At 74.3% G+C, this 15641-nt stretch carries 15 protein-coding genes; 8 read left to right on the plus strand and 7 right to left on the minus strand.

Annotation, left to right across the window (positions count from 1 at the left end):
* Positions 1-115: 115 nt before the first annotated feature.
* On the plus strand, positions 116-754 hold the full coding sequence (locus ABZ484_RS09925; RefSeq protein ID WP_358865381.1) for a VC0807 family protein: 639 nt from the start codon (positions 116-118) through the stop codon (positions 752-754).
* Here ABZ484_RS09925 and ABZ484_RS09930 read toward each other — a convergent pair whose 3' ends face one another.
* The 4 genes from ABZ484_RS09930 to ABZ484_RS09945 form a co-directional block, all read right to left on the minus strand.
* Complete coding sequence (locus tag ABZ484_RS09930) at positions 755-1516, minus strand: metallophosphoesterase (RefSeq protein ID WP_358865382.1); 762 nt, start codon at positions 1514-1516, stop codon at positions 755-757.
* Entirely contained in the window at positions 1513-1803 is a 291-nt protein-coding gene (locus tag ABZ484_RS09935) for a BON domain-containing protein (protein ID WP_358865383.1), read from the minus strand. Before ABZ484_RS09935 ends, ABZ484_RS09930 begins: the two co-directional genes overlap by 4 nt.
* Positions 1800-2561 carry a nucleotidyltransferase family protein gene (locus ABZ484_RS09940; RefSeq protein WP_358865384.1) on the minus strand — a complete coding sequence of 254 codons (762 nt, stop codon included), beginning with the start codon at positions 2559-2561 and terminating at the stop codon, positions 1800-1802. Before ABZ484_RS09940 ends, ABZ484_RS09935 begins: the two co-directional genes overlap by 4 nt.
* A gap of 241 nt (positions 2562-2802) precedes the next feature.
* The gene (locus ABZ484_RS09945; protein WP_358865385.1) at positions 2803-3513 is read right to left on the minus strand and encodes a lipoprotein; all 711 of its coding nucleotides are present in this window, start codon (positions 3511-3513) and stop codon (positions 2803-2805) included.
* Between the two features lie 332 nt (positions 3514-3845).
* On the opposite strand from ABZ484_RS09945, the gene ABZ484_RS09950 reads away from it, so the two are divergent.
* Complete coding sequence (locus ABZ484_RS09950; RefSeq protein ID WP_358865386.1) at positions 3846-6125, plus strand: catalase; 2280 nt, start codon at positions 3846-3848, stop codon at positions 6123-6125.
* Positions 6126-6353: 228 nt separating this feature from the next.
* Positions 6354-6881 (plus strand): hypothetical protein, encoded by a 528-nt coding sequence (locus tag ABZ484_RS09955; protein ID WP_358865428.1) that lies wholly within the window; start codon positions 6354-6356, stop codon positions 6879-6881.
* Positions 6882-7377: 496 nt separating this feature from the next.
* Here the strand turns inward: ABZ484_RS09955 and ABZ484_RS09960 are convergent, their stop codons facing one another.
* Together ABZ484_RS09960 and ABZ484_RS09965 are read right to left on the minus strand one after the other, a co-directional pair.
* Positions 7378-9000: a glycerol-3-phosphate dehydrogenase/oxidase gene (locus ABZ484_RS09960; protein ID WP_358865387.1), complete on the minus strand. Its 1623-nt coding sequence runs from the start codon at positions 8998-9000 to the stop codon at positions 7378-7380.
* The gene (locus tag ABZ484_RS09965; protein WP_358865388.1) at positions 8997-9650 is read right to left on the minus strand and encodes a TetR/AcrR family transcriptional regulator; all 654 of its coding nucleotides are present in this window, start codon (positions 9648-9650) and stop codon (positions 8997-8999) included. Before ABZ484_RS09965 ends, ABZ484_RS09960 begins: the two co-directional genes overlap by 4 nt.
* A gap of 57 nt (positions 9651-9707) precedes the next feature.
* On the opposite strand from ABZ484_RS09965, the gene ABZ484_RS09970 reads away from it, so the two are divergent.
* On the plus strand, positions 9708-11324 hold the full coding sequence (locus ABZ484_RS09970) for an FAD-binding oxidoreductase (protein WP_358865389.1): 1617 nt from the start codon (positions 9708-9710) through the stop codon (positions 11322-11324).
* 133 nt (positions 11325-11457) lie between these two features.
* On the plus strand, positions 11458-12339 hold the full coding sequence (locus ABZ484_RS09975) for a diacylglycerol kinase family protein (RefSeq protein WP_358865390.1): 882 nt from the start codon (positions 11458-11460) through the stop codon (positions 12337-12339).
* A 36-nt stretch (positions 12340-12375) separates the two neighbouring features.
* On the opposite strand, the gene ABZ484_RS09980 is transcribed toward ABZ484_RS09975, so the two are convergent.
* The gene (locus ABZ484_RS09980; protein ID WP_358865391.1) at positions 12376-12762 is read right to left on the minus strand and encodes a transglycosylase family protein; all 387 of its coding nucleotides are present in this window, start codon (positions 12760-12762) and stop codon (positions 12376-12378) included.
* 123 nt (positions 12763-12885) lie between these two features.
* Here ABZ484_RS09980 and ABZ484_RS09985 point away from each other — a divergent pair, with 123 nt between their 5' ends.
* The 3 genes from ABZ484_RS09985 to ABZ484_RS09995 all read left to right on the plus strand — a co-directional run bounded on the left by ABZ484_RS09985 (position 12886) and on the right by ABZ484_RS09995 (position 15631).
* Positions 12886-13254: a low affinity iron permease family protein gene (locus tag ABZ484_RS09985; protein WP_358865392.1), complete on the plus strand. Its 369-nt coding sequence runs from the start codon at positions 12886-12888 to the stop codon at positions 13252-13254.
* A gap of 65 nt (positions 13255-13319) precedes the next feature.
* Positions 13320-15032 carry an enoyl-CoA hydratase-related protein gene (locus ABZ484_RS09990; protein ID WP_358865393.1) on the plus strand — a complete coding sequence of 571 codons (1713 nt, stop codon included), beginning with the start codon at positions 13320-13322 and terminating at the stop codon, positions 15030-15032.
* The gene (locus ABZ484_RS09995) at positions 15029-15631 is read left to right on the plus strand and encodes a hydrogenase maturation protease (protein WP_358865394.1); all 603 of its coding nucleotides are present in this window, start codon (positions 15029-15031) and stop codon (positions 15629-15631) included. Before ABZ484_RS09990 ends, ABZ484_RS09995 begins: the two co-directional genes overlap by 4 nt.
* Positions 15632-15641: the final 10 nt, after the last annotated feature.

Genomic DNA, 15641 nt, shown 5'->3' on the forward strand with positions numbered 1-15641 from the left:
CGGACCCGTCGCGGGGGAACCCACCCCTGGGTGGAGAGACCGGGCGGGAGAAATCCACCCGTATCTCCGCTCACGGGTTGATCACCAGGCCGGGCGTGATCCCTAGCCTCGCACCATGGACTGGAACGGACTCACCGCCATCAACCGCCCCGCGTCGGCGGCGAAGCGCGCTTCGCGGGGCACCGCGAGGGCCGGCCGCCTGGGCCTCCTGCTCGACCTCGGCCTGTCACCCGGCGTCTTCTACGGCGCACAGGCCCTCGGAGCCGGCATCACCGCCTCACTTCTGGCAGCCACCGCCGCCGCGGGCGCCCGCCTCGCCTGGACGACGGCCCGCAGCCGGCGGATCGACGGGCTGAACACGCTGATGCTCGGCAGCTACGCCCTGATGCTGCTCCTCGCCCTGCTCGCCCGCGACGAGCGGATGCTGCTCGCCCGTGACCCGGCGAGCAGCGCCCTGGCCGGCCTGGTCTTCCTCGCCAGCTGTGCCACGGGCACCCCGGCCCTCGCCTATCTGTCCCGCCGTTTCCACCCGGGAGCCAGAGCCGGTGCGCCGCGGACGCGGGGCACGCTGCGTTTCGAGACCGCCGTCTGGGGTGTCGCCCTGACGGCAGAGGCGGCGGCCCGGTTCGTGCTCCTCTTCACGCTTCCGGTCGAGGCGGTCCCGGGAGTCTCGACGACCGTGGAACTCGCCGTCATAGCCCTGCTGTTGCCGTGGACGATCCGGCGCCGGCGCCGCGCGGCGGCCGCGGTGTGACTACGTCGGTTCACCGGCGACGGCGGCTCCCACCGGCTGCCGCGCGTGGAGGTGGTACACGTGGAAGGCCCGTCCGATCACCGGCTGGGCGACATTGCGCACCCGGACTCCGCCGTTGGTCATGCCGTTCTCCGTGCCGAGGTGCGCATGGCCGTGCACGGCGAGGTCGGCCCCGGCCGTGTCGATGGCCTCGGCCAGCAGATAGCTGCCGAGGAAGGGATAGATCTCCAGCGGCTCCCCGGCGAGGGTGTCGGGCACGGGGGAGTAGTGGGTCAGGGCGATCCGGATGTCGCAGCCCTGCTCGGTCAGCTGCTCCAGCGACGCGCGCAGGCTGTCGGCGCAGCGGCGGGAGTACCGGACGAACTCCTTCATCAGCGGCTCCCCGAACTCGCCCGCACTGCGGCCGACGAAGCCGCCGCCGAACCCGGTGGTGCCGGCCACCCCGACGCGTTCCCCGCCGCAGTCGACGACGACCGAGCGCCCTTCCAGGACCTGCGCGCCCGCGTCCTCCAGGATGGCCGTGACCTCCTGTGGACGGTCGTCGTGCTGGTCGTGGTTGCCGAGGACGGCCACCACCGGCACCCCCAGGCCCTGGATCTCCCGTGCCACCACCCGGGCCTCCTCCGGCGTGCCGTGCCGGGTGAGGTCACCGGCCAGCAGGAGCAGGTCGGCGCAGTCGGGCAGCGTCTCGAAGGCCGGACGCAGGGTGCCCTGGGTCTCGGGCGCCATATGGATGTCCCCGACGGCTGCTGCGCGGATCATGCGAGGTCCTCCGCGTGATCGGGGGAGGAGGAGTCGGCGACGGTGATGTCGCAGTGGACCTGGTGTCCGGCCAGTTCCGCCGCGACGAGGTCGCAGATGTCGTCGCGGGTGTGCGCCGAGGGGACCGTGCCGGTCAGCAGCACCGTCTCGCCGCGCACCTCCAGCCGCACGCCGAGCTCGCCCAGGGGCCCGCCCGCGATCCGGTCGCGCAGATGGGCGACCCGGTACTCCAGGTTCTCCCCGGCGGCCGGGGCGCCGGGTGCCGGCTCTTGACCGTGGTGGTTCATGGCCGTTCCTCCCGCGGCTCGTTCCGCTCCTGACGCGCGCCCTGCCGCTCGTTCGGCCGGGTGCTCCGCCGTGTGTCCTGCTGCGGGGTGATGACGTTCAGGCGTTCGAGAAGGAAGAAGAAGGCGGCGGGCATGGGCTCGTCCCCGCAGACGCGCCGGACGTGCTCCCAGTCGACCTTCTCGCGCAGGGCTCGGGCGATGGGCAGGACCGCGCCGAAGTCGCAGTGATGCTCGGAGAAGGCGGCGATCAGACCGCACAGCAGATCGTCAGGGGCCAGTACGGGCATCCGCACCGAGTCCACCGGCAGTTCCTCGGCCCGGGCGAGCATCTCCAGGGAGACGGGCTCGTGGGCCAGTTCGAAGATGATGTCGATGTCCTGGTCGAAGCACTTGGACTTGATCAGCCAGTCCTCCGGCGGCGTGTAGACCGGCAGGCCGCCCTCGCGCAGGGTGTCCGCGACCGCCCCGGCGTCCTCGCGCCGTACGCAGAAGTCGGCGTCGTGCCGCAGGTTCGCGTTGCCCCCGTGCGCGTAGGCGGCCACGCTGCCCGCCAGGGCGAACGGGTGCCCCTTGCGCTTCAGGAGCGCGCCGACCTGTTTGGCCGCCTCCAGGATCGCCTGCCCCTGGTCAGGAGGCGGGTGCTGTCCCTTCGGCCGCGCTCCTGGCAGGGCGGGCGGCTCCGCCCCGCCTGCCGCAAGACGAAGGCCGGGGGGTCCTGCCCTCCGGGCGGAAGCCGCGTCGCCTCCGTTCCGCGTCATGCCCCACTCCATTCACCGGACCGAACGCCGGGCGGCCCACCGGGCTCCACACCCACAGGTGGGCCGCCTCGCCCGGTGCCGGACGCCCTCTCGTGCCGGGTCGGGTACCCGGCGTGCCCGTGACGACACGGCGTGCCCGGTCCGCCGCGACATGCGGCCCCGGCGGGTACCGGGGCGGACCGGCGGATGCCGGACGCGTGGCTCTGCGGGTGCCGGGGCGCGGGCGGTCCGGACGACGCGGTCAGGCCGGGCGCAGGGTGCGCTTGGCGAGCTCGTAGGCGGGGAGCATCTGGTCGTGCTCCTCGGTGTCGAGCCCGCCCAGGTGCAGCACGACCGGCCCCTTGGGGGTGACGACGGCGAGGGCGCTCTCCTTGCTCGACTCGTCCAGGGCCTTGCTCGTGTGCAGGTATTCGACCTGGACGCCGTCGAGACCGCCGGCCGTGAACGGGGTGTACCGCTCCTTGCTCACGTCGCCCTCGTCCGCCAGGAAGGCCCGCAGCACCGAGCGCGCGTCCCCCGAGCCCGGTTTGCCGGCGTAGACCCGCAGGAAGCCGATGTTGCCGGCGGGCTTGGCGTCGATCTCGCACGTCGCGGTCACCGGGCCCACCCGGAGGAAGGCGTCGGCGAATGCCTCGGCCTCCGCGGAGTCGCCGCCGGCGTTCGCGTCGACGGCCTTCGCCTTCCAGTCGGCGGCGACGTCGAAGCTGACGGGAAGGGGGCACGCCGACCCCGCCGCACCGACGCTGCCTCCGCGCCGGGCCACGCCTCCCGAGGCTTCCGCGCCCGCGCCCGTGCTCGTGTCGGCCGTCCCGGTGTCGGTGGCCGTCGTCGGCGTACGCGAGGCACGGTGCCCGTCGTCGTCCGACGCCTGGGAGCAGCCCGTCAGCGCCCCGCCCAGCAGCACTGCCGCGGCGACCGCACCCCGCCACGCCGCTCCCGCCCCGATGCTCACCCTGTCTCTCCCCTCCCGCGGGTCGGGTCCTTCCCCTCCCCGCAGCCGCGTCACTGTAACGGAGAGTGCGCCGCGCGGGCGGTTCAGGGGGGTTCACCCCCTCGTCGCGTGCCCCATGCGCCCGCCTCCCCACCGTGAGAGATTGGCGGGGTCGATGCGTATTCGGGGCGTTTTATCCCTTGATTCCGGGTTATCCAGTTGGCTCGGGCCCAGCGGTGACGACCGGCCGGGCGGCGCGGACCGGCGCGCCCGGACACGACGCCCTGCCGGACACGACAGCACACGGCCGAGGCGCCACCCGCGGCACGGCCAGAAGCGGAGGAACGGTACTGATGAGCGAGGCCAACCCCATCAAGCAGGCAGCCCACAAGGTCGCCGACACCCTCAAGGGCGACGGCGCGGGACCGGAGGGGGGCATCCCGGGCAAGCCGGGTTCGCGGTCGCCCTCCGTCGCGGAGCCCACGGAGCCCCGGGGGCCGCTGCCGCCCAAGCCGGACCAGACCGGCCCGGACACCGTCTCGCCCACGGGACAGCCGACCGGCGCGGACCAGTCCACCATGGCGCAGGCCGGGAGCTATCTGACCACCGCGCAGGGCGCACGGCTGTACGACACCGACCACTCGCTCAAGGCCGGTCCCCGCGGACCGGTGCTGCTGCAGGACCACCACCTGCGCGAGAAGGTCATGCACTTCGACCACGAGCGCATCCCGGAGCGCGTGGTCCACGCCCGCGGCGCCGCGGCGCACGGCATCTTCACCAGCTACGGCACCGCGGCCTCGGTGACCAAGGCGGCGTTCCTGGCCAAGGACGTCGAGACGCCGGTCTTCGTACGGTTCTCCACGGTGCTGGGCTCCCGGGGATCCGCCGACACCGTGCGCGACACCCGCGGGTTCGCGACCAAGTTCTACACCGGCGAGGGCGTCTTCGACCTGGTCGGGAACAACATCCCGGTCTTCTTCATCCAGGACGCCATCAAGTTCCCCGACGTCGTGCACGCCGCCAAGCCGCACCCGGACCGGGAGATCCCGCAGGCGCAGAGCGCCCACGACACCTTCTGGGACTTCGTCACCCTGCACACCGAGGCCACCCACCACACCCTGTGGAACATGTCCGACCGGGGCATCGCGCGTTCGTTCCGGATGATGGAGGGGTTCGGCATCCACACCTTCCGCCTGGTGAACGCCAAGGGCGACACCACGCTGGTGAAGTGGCACTGGAAGCCCAAGCTGGGCGTGCACTCCCTGGTGTGGGAGGAGGCGCAGATCATCAACGGCGTCGACCCGGACTTCCACCGCCGGGACCTCGCCGACGCCATCGAGGCGGGCGCCTACCCCGAGTGGGAACTGGGCATCCAGACCTTCCCCGACACCCCCGAGCAGACCTTCGAGGGCATCGACCTGCTGGACCCGACGAACATCGTCCCGGAGGAACTCGCCCCCGTGCAGCCCATCGGGCGGCTCGTCCTCAACCGCAACCCGGAGAACTTCTTCGCCGAGACCGAGCAGGTGGCCTTCCACCCCGGCCACCTCGTCCCCGGCATCGACATCACCGACGACCCGCTGCTCGCCGGACGCCTGTTCTCCTACCTGGACACCCAGATCACCCGGCTGGGCGGCCCCAACTTCGGGCAGATCCCGATCAACCGTACGCACGCCCCGGTCAACGACATGCTGCGCGACAGCTTCCACCAGTCCGCCGTGCACACGGGCGTCGCCCCCTACCGTCCCAACTCCCTCGACGGAGGCTGCCCGTTCACGGCGGGCGCCGACACGGGCGCGTACATCGAGGCGCCCGTACGCGTGCCGGAGGCGAAGAAGGTCCGGGACGCGCCCGAGACCTTCAAGGACCACTTCAGCCAGCCCCGCCGGTTCTGGCTCAGCATGAGCCCCGTGGAACGCGAGCACATCATCGGCGCCTACACCTTCGAACTCGGCAAGTGCTGGGAGCAGGCCGTCAAGGAACGGGGCCTGCGGGTGCTCGCCAACATCGACCCCGAGTTGTGCGCGGAGGTCGCCGCCGGACTGGGCCTGCCCGCGCCCAAGGCCACCGTGCCGCTGGCCGAGGTCGAGCCCAGCCCGGCGCTGTCCCAGGTCGGGCGCACCTGGCCGACCGACGGCAGGGTCATCGGCATCATCGCCGGGCCGGACGGCGACCTGGACGGCGTACGGGCCGTACGCGAGGCGGTGCTCGCCGGCGGCATGGTCCCCCTCGTCGTGGCGCCGACCGGCGGCAAGCTCGGCGACGGCGCCGACGCGCTGCCCGTCCAGCGCACCTACGCCACCGCCCGCTCCGTCGAGTTCGACGCCGTCCTGCTGGCCGGGTCGCCGGGCGTGGGCGCCGACGCCTACGGTGCCCGCGACGCCAAGTCCCCTCTGCCCTCCGCGCAGCAGGCGACCCACGACCCGCGCGTCAGCCTGCTGCTCTCCGAGGCCTTCCGGCACGGCAAGGCGATCGGCGCCTGGAAGGGCGCCGAGGCCTCGCTGGAGGCGGCCGGCGTCCCCGTCGACGCCCCCGGCGTGATCGTCGGCGACAGCGGACCCACCACGCTGGAGCAGATCTCCCGCCTCCTGGGCGCCCACCGCGTCTGGGAACGCTTCCCCGGCGAGGCCTGACCGCCCCGCCCCTCTCGGCGCGGGTCACCGCCGACCCGTCACATCCGCACACCGTCCGCAGGGCCGCAGGGCCCGGGCCGCCTCCGTCCCGGCACCGCCACCGACCGTCGCGTGCCATGTGGCACAAACCACGCCCCGGAGGAGGCCTGGGCCATATGGCATGCCGCGGCCGAGGGCTAGCGTTGCACGGAGTCCTTTTTGTCCGTGAACAGCTCGAACGGCCCGGCAGTGCTCGAAGATCTCTCCCCTCTCATCGCGGCCACCACCCAATGGCTGACCAGCGCGTACCCGGCGTCCGACGGCGCGCTGGCCTCCGCCCTGTGCGAGGTGCAGGCGCGCCAGGCGGTCACGGTCGCCGCCTGGCTGCGCTACCCCACGCCCATGGACGCCGCACTGGTCGGCATGTCGGGCCCCGGCGGCTCGGCACGGCTGGACTGGATCACCGGCGCCGACGGCGTCGAGGACGACGACCCGGAGGCCTACGCCTGGCGCACCTGGGTGGACGAGGTCGTGGCGAGCTGGGCGGCCTGTCTGCTCACCGACCCCGGGCTCGCCTGCCGCGCGGTGGCCGCGCTCGCCGACGGCGGCCACGTGGCGAGCGCCCCGGTCGAGTTCCGCCGGCTGATCGCCCCCGATGAGCGAGACCGCCGGGCGGCCGCGCTGCTGCGCCATCCCGACCTCCTCGCCCCGGTGAGCGCCCTGCACCACCCCCAGCTGCTGGACCTCCTGCACCCGGACGGGCCCCTGGCGGCCTGACCGGCCCAGACCCGCCCCGCCCCGGAGCCGAGGGCGCGGCCCCTCGATGCCCCGGGAGCCGAGGGCGCCCCTCCCAAGTTCACCGGGACCGAGGGCGCCCCTCCCAAGTTCACCGGGACCCGAGAGCGGCCTCCCGAGTTCACCGGGACCCGGGAGCCGCCGCCGAGTTCACCGCGGCCCTGGAGCCGCCCACGGAGTTCACTGCGGCCCGGGAGCCGCCTCCGGAGTTGACTGCGGCCCTGGAGCCGCCTCCGGAGTTGACTGCGGCCCTGGAGCCGCCTCCGGAGTTGACTGCGGCCCTGGAGCCGCCCCCGGAGTTCACCGGGACCCGGGAGGCGCCGCCGAGTTCACCGGGAGCCGAGGGCGGCCTCCCGAGTTCACCGCGGCCCGCGAGCCGACCCCGGAGTTGACTGCGGCCCTGGAGGCGCCGTCGGAGTTGACTGCGGCCCTGGAGCCGCCCCCGGAGTTCACCGGGACCCGGGAGGCGCCGTCGAGTTCACCGCGACCCGAGTGCCTCTCCCACCGTCTCCCGTGCGGCCGGCAGCGCGGCGGAGCGGTCGGCGGGGACCAGGCCGATGCGGGTGCGCCGGTCGAGGAGGTCGCCCTCGTCGAGCGCCCCCTCGTGCCGTACGGCCCACGCCAGCTCGGCGCGGGTGACGGGATGGCCTTCGAGCACGGGTTCGCGCAGCCGCGGATCGCGGACCCCCAGGGCGTGGACGGCCGGTGCCTCGGTGCCGTAGCGCCGGATCAGGCGGCGCGGTGCCTGGAGCGCGGACAGGGCGCGCGGCGACGCGGCGCCCACGAGGGGCAGCGAGGCCGTGGGGGAGGGCCCCGCGGCCAGGCGGTGGGTGACGACGGCGGCGTCCACGGCGTCCTCGGCCATCCGCCGGTAGGTGGTGAGCTTGCCGCCGACCACGGTGATCACGCCGTCCGGCGAGGTGAGCACCGCGTGCCGGCGGGAGATGTCGGCGGTCCGGGGCGCCGCGCCGGAGCCGTCGCCCGGGTCCACGTCCAGCAGTGGGCGCAGCCCCGCGAAGGCGCCCACCACGTCGTCGCGCTGGACGGGCACGTCCAGGGCGGACCCCAGGACGTCGAGCAGGAACCCGATGTCGGTCTCCGGGGCCTCGGGAACGTCGGGGATCTCGCCGTCGACGGGCTCGTCGGTGAGGCCGACGTAGACCCGGCCGTCGCCCTGGGGCAGAACGAGGACGAAGCGGTTGGTCTCGCCGGGGACCGGGATGTGCAGCCCGGCGGGCAGCGGACCGAGGCGATCGGCCCGCAGCACCAGATGCGTGCCGCGGGAGGGGCGTATCCGGATGCCGTCCACCAGGCCGCCCGCCCACACCCCGGAGGCGTTGATCACGGCGCGGGCCCGGATCTCGCCCTCCTCGCCGGTGAGTTCGTCGCGGACCCGGGCGCCGGCCGCGGTCAGTTCCAGCGCCCGCACCCGGGTCAGGATCCGCGCGCCGCGCGCCGCCGCCGTACGGGCGACGGCGGTGACCAGGCGGGCGTCGTCGGTGAGCCGGCCGTCCCAGGACAGCAGGCCGCCGCGCAGCCCCGCCCCGCGCAGCGACGGAGCGAGATGGCGGGTCTCCACGGCGGACAGCCGGCGCGGAGCCGGCAGGGTGGCGCGGGCGGTGCGCGCCGCGAGGCGCAGACCGTCGCCCGCGCGCAGGCCCGCCCAGGCGAGGGCGGCCTGACCGCGGGAGACCAGTGGGGTCAGCGGCAGCACGAACGGCTGGGCGCCGACCAGGTGGGGCGCGGTGCGTTCCATGAGCACCCCGCGTTCGACCGCGCTCTCGTGCGCGACGTCGAGCTGCGCCGAGGCCAGGTAGCGCAGCCCTCCGTGGATGAGCTTCGAGCTCCAGCGGGAGGTGCCGGAGGCCAGGTCGTGGGCGTCGATTGCGGCCACGGTCAGTCCCCGGGCCGCGGCGTCCAGCGCGGCCCCCGCCCCGGTCGCGCCCAGCCCGACGACCAGGACGTCCACGGCCGGACCGCCGACGGTCAGGGCCAGTTCGCGGGCGCGGCGCGCGGCGGTCAGCGACGAGCCGGGAGCCGGGCCGCCCGACGATCCGGGAGCCGCGCCGTCCGGGGCGGTGTACGGGTGGGCTCGGCTCATGGCGTCAGGGTCCTCTCCAGGATGGTCCGCAGCTCCGCGAGGAAGGCCTCGGCGGTCAGACCGGGGTCGTCCTCGTCGGTCATCGTGCGCAGCGACAGCGTGAAGGACTGGACGACCAGCAGCAGGGACCTGGCCTGCCGGTCGGGGTGTCCGGTGCGCACCGAACCGTCGGCGTGGCCCTCGCGCAGGGCGTCGCCGAGCAGTGCCAGCAGGGCCTCCTGGCTGGCTCCGCGACGGTCCAGTACATAGGGCAGCAGCAGTTCGGGGTCGACGTCGACGATCTTGCGGAAGAGCGGATGCGCGCGGAACGCGGCGACCCCGGCCACCAGCCCGTCGACGACCAGCGTGCGCGTGGCGGTCCCGGGCCGGCGCTCGGGCATCGACCGCGTGGCCACGTCGATCCACTCCCGGGTCATCAGATCGCCCACCAAGGAGCGCACGTCGGGCCAGCGCCGGTACAGCGTCATCCGGGACACACCGGCCCGCCGGGCCACGTCCGTCATGGTCGTACGCCGGACTCCGACGGCCAGCACGCAGTCGCGGACGGCGTCGAGCACGGGATCCCCGGCGGCCTCCGGCGCGCCGGAAGCCACCGCCGGGTCGCCCTTGCCGTTCGGCCCCGCCGAACCATTGTGACGAATAGGCGTCATGTGTAACAGTGTAACGCGTGTAACGCCCCTTCGATCCGACCGGTGAGGAACAACCCCATGGACATGCTGTGGAGCGGCTGGGGCGACCCGGCCAAGGCCACACCGCTGCCCGACTCGGTGACCGCGCTGCTGCGCGACCTGCTCGGGGTCAAGCCGCACGGCACCGGCCCGGTCGAGCTTGAGGACATCGACGTCCCCGCCTCCCCGCTGACCGCCGCCGCGCACCGGGCCCTGCGGGACGCGGTCGGCGACGAGGCGCACGTCCGCACCGACGCCGAGTCCCGGATCCGGCACACCCGCGGCAAGTCCACCCCCGACCTGCTGCGGATCCGCCGCGGGGACGTCGCCGGCCTCCCGGCGGCCGTGGTGCTCCCCGCCGGCCACGACGAGGTGCTCGCCGTCCTGCGCGCGTGCGCCGCCCACGACCTGACCCTCGTCCCGTTCGGCGGCGGCACCTCCGTCGTCGGCGGCCTCGCCCCCGAGCAGCCGGGCTCCCGGCGGCGCCCCTTCGTCGCCCTGGACCTGCGCCGCATGGACGGCCTGCTCGCCCTCGACCCCGTCTCCCGCACCGCCACCCTGCAACCAGGACTGCGCGCCCCACGGGCCGAGGCGCTGCTGGCCGAGCACGGCTTCACCCTCGGTCACTTCCCGCAGTCCTACGAGTGGGCCACCATCGGCGGGTTCGCCGCGGCCCGCTCCAGCGGCCAGGCCTCGGCCGGATACGGCCGCTTCGACGAGATGGTGCTCGGCCTCACCCTCGCCACCCCCGAGGGCACCCTGGAGGCCGGCCGGGCGCCGCGCTCGGCGGCCGGACCCGACCTGCGCCAGCTCGTGCTCGGCTCCGAGGGCGCCTTCGGCGTCATCACCTCGGTGACCGTGCGCCTGCGCCCGCTGCCGCACACCCGCGTCTACGAGGGCTGGCGTTTCGCCTCCTTCGAGGAGGGCGCCACCGCGCTGCGCCGGCTGGCCCAGGACGGGCCGCGGCCCACGGTGCTGCGCCTGTCCGACGAGACGGAGACCCTGATCGGTCTCGCCCAGCCCGACGCCATCGGCGCCCCCGGCGCCCCCGGCGAGCCGCAGTCCGCCGGCTGCCAGGCGATCGCCGGTTACGAGGGCACCGCCGAGGACGTCGCCCACCGCCGGGAGCGGGCCGCCGCCGTGCTGCGCGCCTGCGGCGGCACGTATCTCGGCGAGGAACCCGGCGAACGCTGGGCCCACGGCCGCTATTCGGCGCCGTATCTGCGCGACGCGCTGCTGGACGTGGGCGCGTTCGCCGAGACCCTGGAGACCGCCGCGTTCTGGTCCCGCGTGCCCGAGCTGTACGCCGCCGTCCGTGCCGCGCTCACGACGACGCTCACCGAGTCCGGCACCCCGCCGCTGGTGATGTGCCACATCTCGCACGTCTACGAGAACGGCGCCTCCCTCTACTTCACCGTGGTCTCGGCGCAGGGCGAGGACCCCGTGGCACACTGGGCGCCCGCCAAGCGCGCGGCGAGCGAGGCGATCTGGGCCGCGGGCGGCACCATCAGCCACCACCACGGCGTGGGCACCGACCACCGCGACGGGTACGTCCGGGAGGCCGGGCCGCTGGGCGTCGAGGCCCTGCGTGCCGTCAAGCAGCGGCTCGACCCGGACGGTCTGCTCAATCCGGGAGTCCTCCTGCCCCTGGACTGACGCGCCCGGACCGACGCGGCGCCGCACCGCCCGGCGCGGTCCGACTCGCACCCGCCCGCTTCTTCCTCCGCCCCCTCTCTCCCACCGCCCCCGACCCGCCCGACCGCCCTCTCTCCGCCCGGAGGCCCCACCGATGCGACAGTTCACCGCCATCGTCAACCCGACCGCCGGCGGATCCGCGGGTGCCGCCGCGCTGCTGAGGGTGGCCAGGCTGCTCCGGGAGGCGGGCGCCGAACTGGAGACCGAGTACAGCCGCAGCCTCGCCCACGCGCAGGACCTCGCCCTGCAGGCCGGCGGGCACGGACGGGTCGTGCTGGCCGTCGGCGGCGACGGCATCGCCGGCGGCATCGGCGGCGCCCTCAGCGGCACCGGCACGGTCTTCGGCCTCGTCCCGGCCGGCCGCGGCAACGACTTCGCCCGCGCGCTCGACCTGCCCGCCGACCCGTCCGCACTGGCCCGGGTGCTGCTGCACCACGAGCCGCGCCAGGTCGACACCATCGAGGTGGAGTCGGCCGTCCACCCCCGCACCGTCGTCCTCGGCAGCGTGTACGCGGGCGTCGACGCGCTCGCCAACCGGCACGCCAACCATGCCCGGCTGCTGCGGGGCGCCGCCTCGTACTACGCCGGGGGACTGCGGGCGGTCGCCACCTGGCGCGCGGCGACCTACCGCGTCACCGTGGACGGCGAGGAGCACGGCCACCGCGGCTACACCGTGGTGGCCGCCAACTCGGCGTACTACGGCTCCGGCCGGATGATCGCGCCCGGCGCCCGGGTGGACGACGGACTGCTCGACGTGGTGCTGATCCGCGCCGCACCACGGCGGCTCTTCTTCGCCCTGATGAACGAGTTGAAGGCGGGCACCCATGTCGCCCGGCCCGAGGTGCGGATTCTGCGCGGCCGGGAGATCCGGATCGAGGCCGACCGGCCGGTGCCCTACGGCGCCGACGGCGAGGTCGACGCGGTGCTGCCCGTCACCGCCCGGGTGCTGCCCGGCGCACTCTCCGTACTGTGCTGACCCGCAGTCCGGGCAGTCCGGGCAGTCCGGGCAGGCTCAGGCGCAGGCCCAGGCCGACATCCCCTGGAGACGGGCCAGCCGCCGGGCCACCTTGATCTGCTCATGGCGCGTGGCCAGGTCCGCCCGGGGCGCGTACTTCCGTCCGCCGGCCGCGATCCAGCTGGACTGGGCGAACTGAAGTCCGCCGTAGTACCCGTTACCGGTGTTCGCCCTCCAGTTGCCGCTGGACTCGCAGGCGGCGATGGCGTCCCAGTCCGGGCCGGCACCCCGGGACGGGAGCGCGGTCGCCGTGGGTGCGCCCGCCAGCGCCGCGGTGGTCGCCGCGACCAGCAGCGCCCCGCACAGTCCACGGCGACGAGGGTGCTGACCTGATGCCCCGTCATGACGGACGGAGGCCCTGTCGATGTTCTGCTGCCAGTTCATGTGCAGACTGTTACATCATATCAACCGAAAGTAGCGAGACGACGCGCCGGTTGAGGACGGCCGGACGGCGGCATGTGCGCAAGGCCCGCTCATGTCACGCCGCATGGGGAAAGGCTCCCGTTCATGACCTTCAAGAGTCCCGTCCACCGCGGCGGCCCCCGGCGCGGTCCGTTCGACCAGTTCGCCGAGTACGCCTCCAACTTCACCAGCTCACCGGTCTTCTTCCTGGTCTGCCTGCTCCTCGTCGGCTTCTTCGTCTCCGCCCACGCGGCCCATCTGGACCTGGAGTTGCTGCTGCTGGCGGGCGAGTCCATGACCGCCGTGACGCTGCTGCTGCTCGCCCTGCTGAAGAACGCCGAGATGCGCGCCGAGCACGCCATCCAGCGCAAACTCGACGCACTCGCCCGCGCCCTGCTGGAGATGAACAAGGACGACCACAGCCCGGCCTTCGAGGACCTGAGGAATTCGATCCGGATGGAGGAAGAGACCTGACCGGGCGGGCGAAACGCCGCAGCGGTCCTTCCCGGTGCCCGACGCAACGGACACCATGCCGCGTCATGGACATTCTGCTGGTCGTGAGCGCGTTCAACAGCCTGGCCCAGCGTGTGTACGCCGAACTGTCGGACCGCGGGCACCGGGTGGACGCGGTCCTCGCCTCGCACGGCGCCGACGCCGTCCGCACCGCGATCGCGCGGACGCACCCGGAGCTGATCATCGCCCCGATGCTGCGCACGGCGCTGCCCGAGGACGTGTGGCAGCGGCACACCTGCCTCGTCGTGCACCCGGGACCCCCCGGAGACCGCGGACCGTCCTCCCTGGACTGGGCGATCACCGACCAGGCGGCGCGCTGGGGCGTGACCGTCCTCCAGGCCGAGGCGGCCATGGACGCCGGTGACATCTGGGCGTCGATGCCGTTCGACACGTCCGACGTGGGCAAGAGCGACCTGTACCGCAACGAGGCCGCCGACGCGGCGGCGGCCGCCGTACTGCTGGCCGTACGACGCTACGAGGAGGGCTCGTTCAAACCGCTGTCGCAGAACGACCCCTCGCTCCGTGTGATGTGGCGCGACGTCATGCGCCAGTCGCAACGCCGTATCGACTGGGACAACGACAGCACCGCCACCGTGCTGCGCAGGCTGCGCGCGGCCGACTCACGGCCCGGCGTGCTCGACGAACTGCACGGCCGGGAGGTGTTCCTGCACGGCGGCCACCCCGAGGACCGGCTGCGCGGACGCCCCGGCGAGGCGCTCGCCACCCGCGCCGGAGCGGTGTGCCGGGCCACCCGGGACGGGGCCGTGTGGATCCCCGAACTCAGGCCGCGCAAGAACTCCGGCGACCCCGCGCCCTTCAAGCGCCCGGCCACCTCCGTCCTCGGCCCCTGCTCGCTCCCGGAGGCCACCGTCCCGCTCGAACTGCCCCCCGAGCGGCGCACCTGGACCGACATCCGCTACCGCCGCGACGGCGACGTCGGCTTCCTCACCTTCTCCTTCCCCGGCGGAGCCATGAGCACCGACCAGTGCCGCAGGCTGCTCGCCGCCTACCGGCACGCGCTCGGCCGCCCCACGTCCGTGCTCGTCCTCGGCGGCACCCGCGACTTCTTCTCCAACGGCATCCATCTGAACGTCATCGAGGCGGCCCCCGACCCGGCCGCCGAGTCCTGGGCCAACCTTCATGCCATGAACGACCTCGTCGAGGCGGTCCTGCGCACCACCGACCGGCTGGTGGTGGCCGCGCTCGGCGGCAACGCGGCCGCCGGCGGCGTCATGCTCGCGCTCGCCGCCGACGAGGTGTGGTGCCGCGGCGGCGCCGTGCTCAACCCCCACTACCGCCGCATGGGCCTGTACGGCTCCGAGTACTGGACCTACAGCCTGCCGCGCCGCGTCGGCGCGCGGACCGCCGAACGGCTCACCACCGAGGCGCTGCCCGTGAGCGCCGCCACCGCGCACGGCCTCGGCCTGGTGGACCGTCTGCTGCCCGTCCTGCCGGGGGAGTTCCCCGCCGAGACCGCCCGCAGGGCGGCCGAGCTCGCCGCCGCTCCCGACCTCGCCCGGCGCATCGAGGCCAAGGCGGCGGCCCGCGCACGCGACGAGGCCGTACGGCCCCTCGCGGACCACCGGCGCGCCGAACTCGCCCGCATGTACGACATCTTCTTCGACCCCACAGCGCCCTACCACGCACTGCGTTCGGCGTTCGTCCGCAAGACGCCGAGCGGCCCCGCCGACCCTCTGGCCCCGCCCGTGCTCCGCCCGGCCGGCGGGCACGCGCGATGACGCCCCCTCCCGCCTCCCGCCCCCGGATGCTCGTCGCGGGCGTCGGCAACATCTTCCTCGCCGACGACGCCTTCGGCCCCCACGTCGTGCGGGCGCTCGCGTCCCGGCCGCTGCCGGCCGCCGTGCGGGTGCGTGACTTCGGCATCCGCGGCCTGGACCTCGCCTACGAACTGCTCGACGGATACGACACCGCCGTCCTGGTCGACGCGGCCCCGCGGGGGCACCGGCCCGGCACCCTGTCCCTGATCGAGCCGGACCCGCCCGACGCCTCCACCGCGGCCGCACCCGAGGCCCACGGCATGGACCCCGCGAAGGTGCTGGCGCTGGCCGCCCGCCTCGGCGACGGACCGCTGCCGCGGGTCCTCGTCCTCGCCTGCGAGCCCGACGTCCTCCCGCGTGGCGACGAGGACATCATGCCGGGGCTCAGCGGGCCGGTCGGCGCCGCCGTCGACCGGGCCGTCCGGGCGCTGCACACCATCGTCCCGGTCCTGCTCGCCGACCCCGCGGCCACCCCGTCCTTGGGCCGCCCGGACGAATCCGCGCCGCCGCACACGGCTGCGCTGCCGCTTCCGGCCGCCGGCACCGCACAAGATCGGTGAGGGACGGACG

This window comes from Streptomyces sp. NPDC006393 (genome assembly GCF_040628575.1).
Lineage (GTDB): Bacteria > Actinomycetota > Actinomycetes > Streptomycetales > Streptomycetaceae > Streptomyces.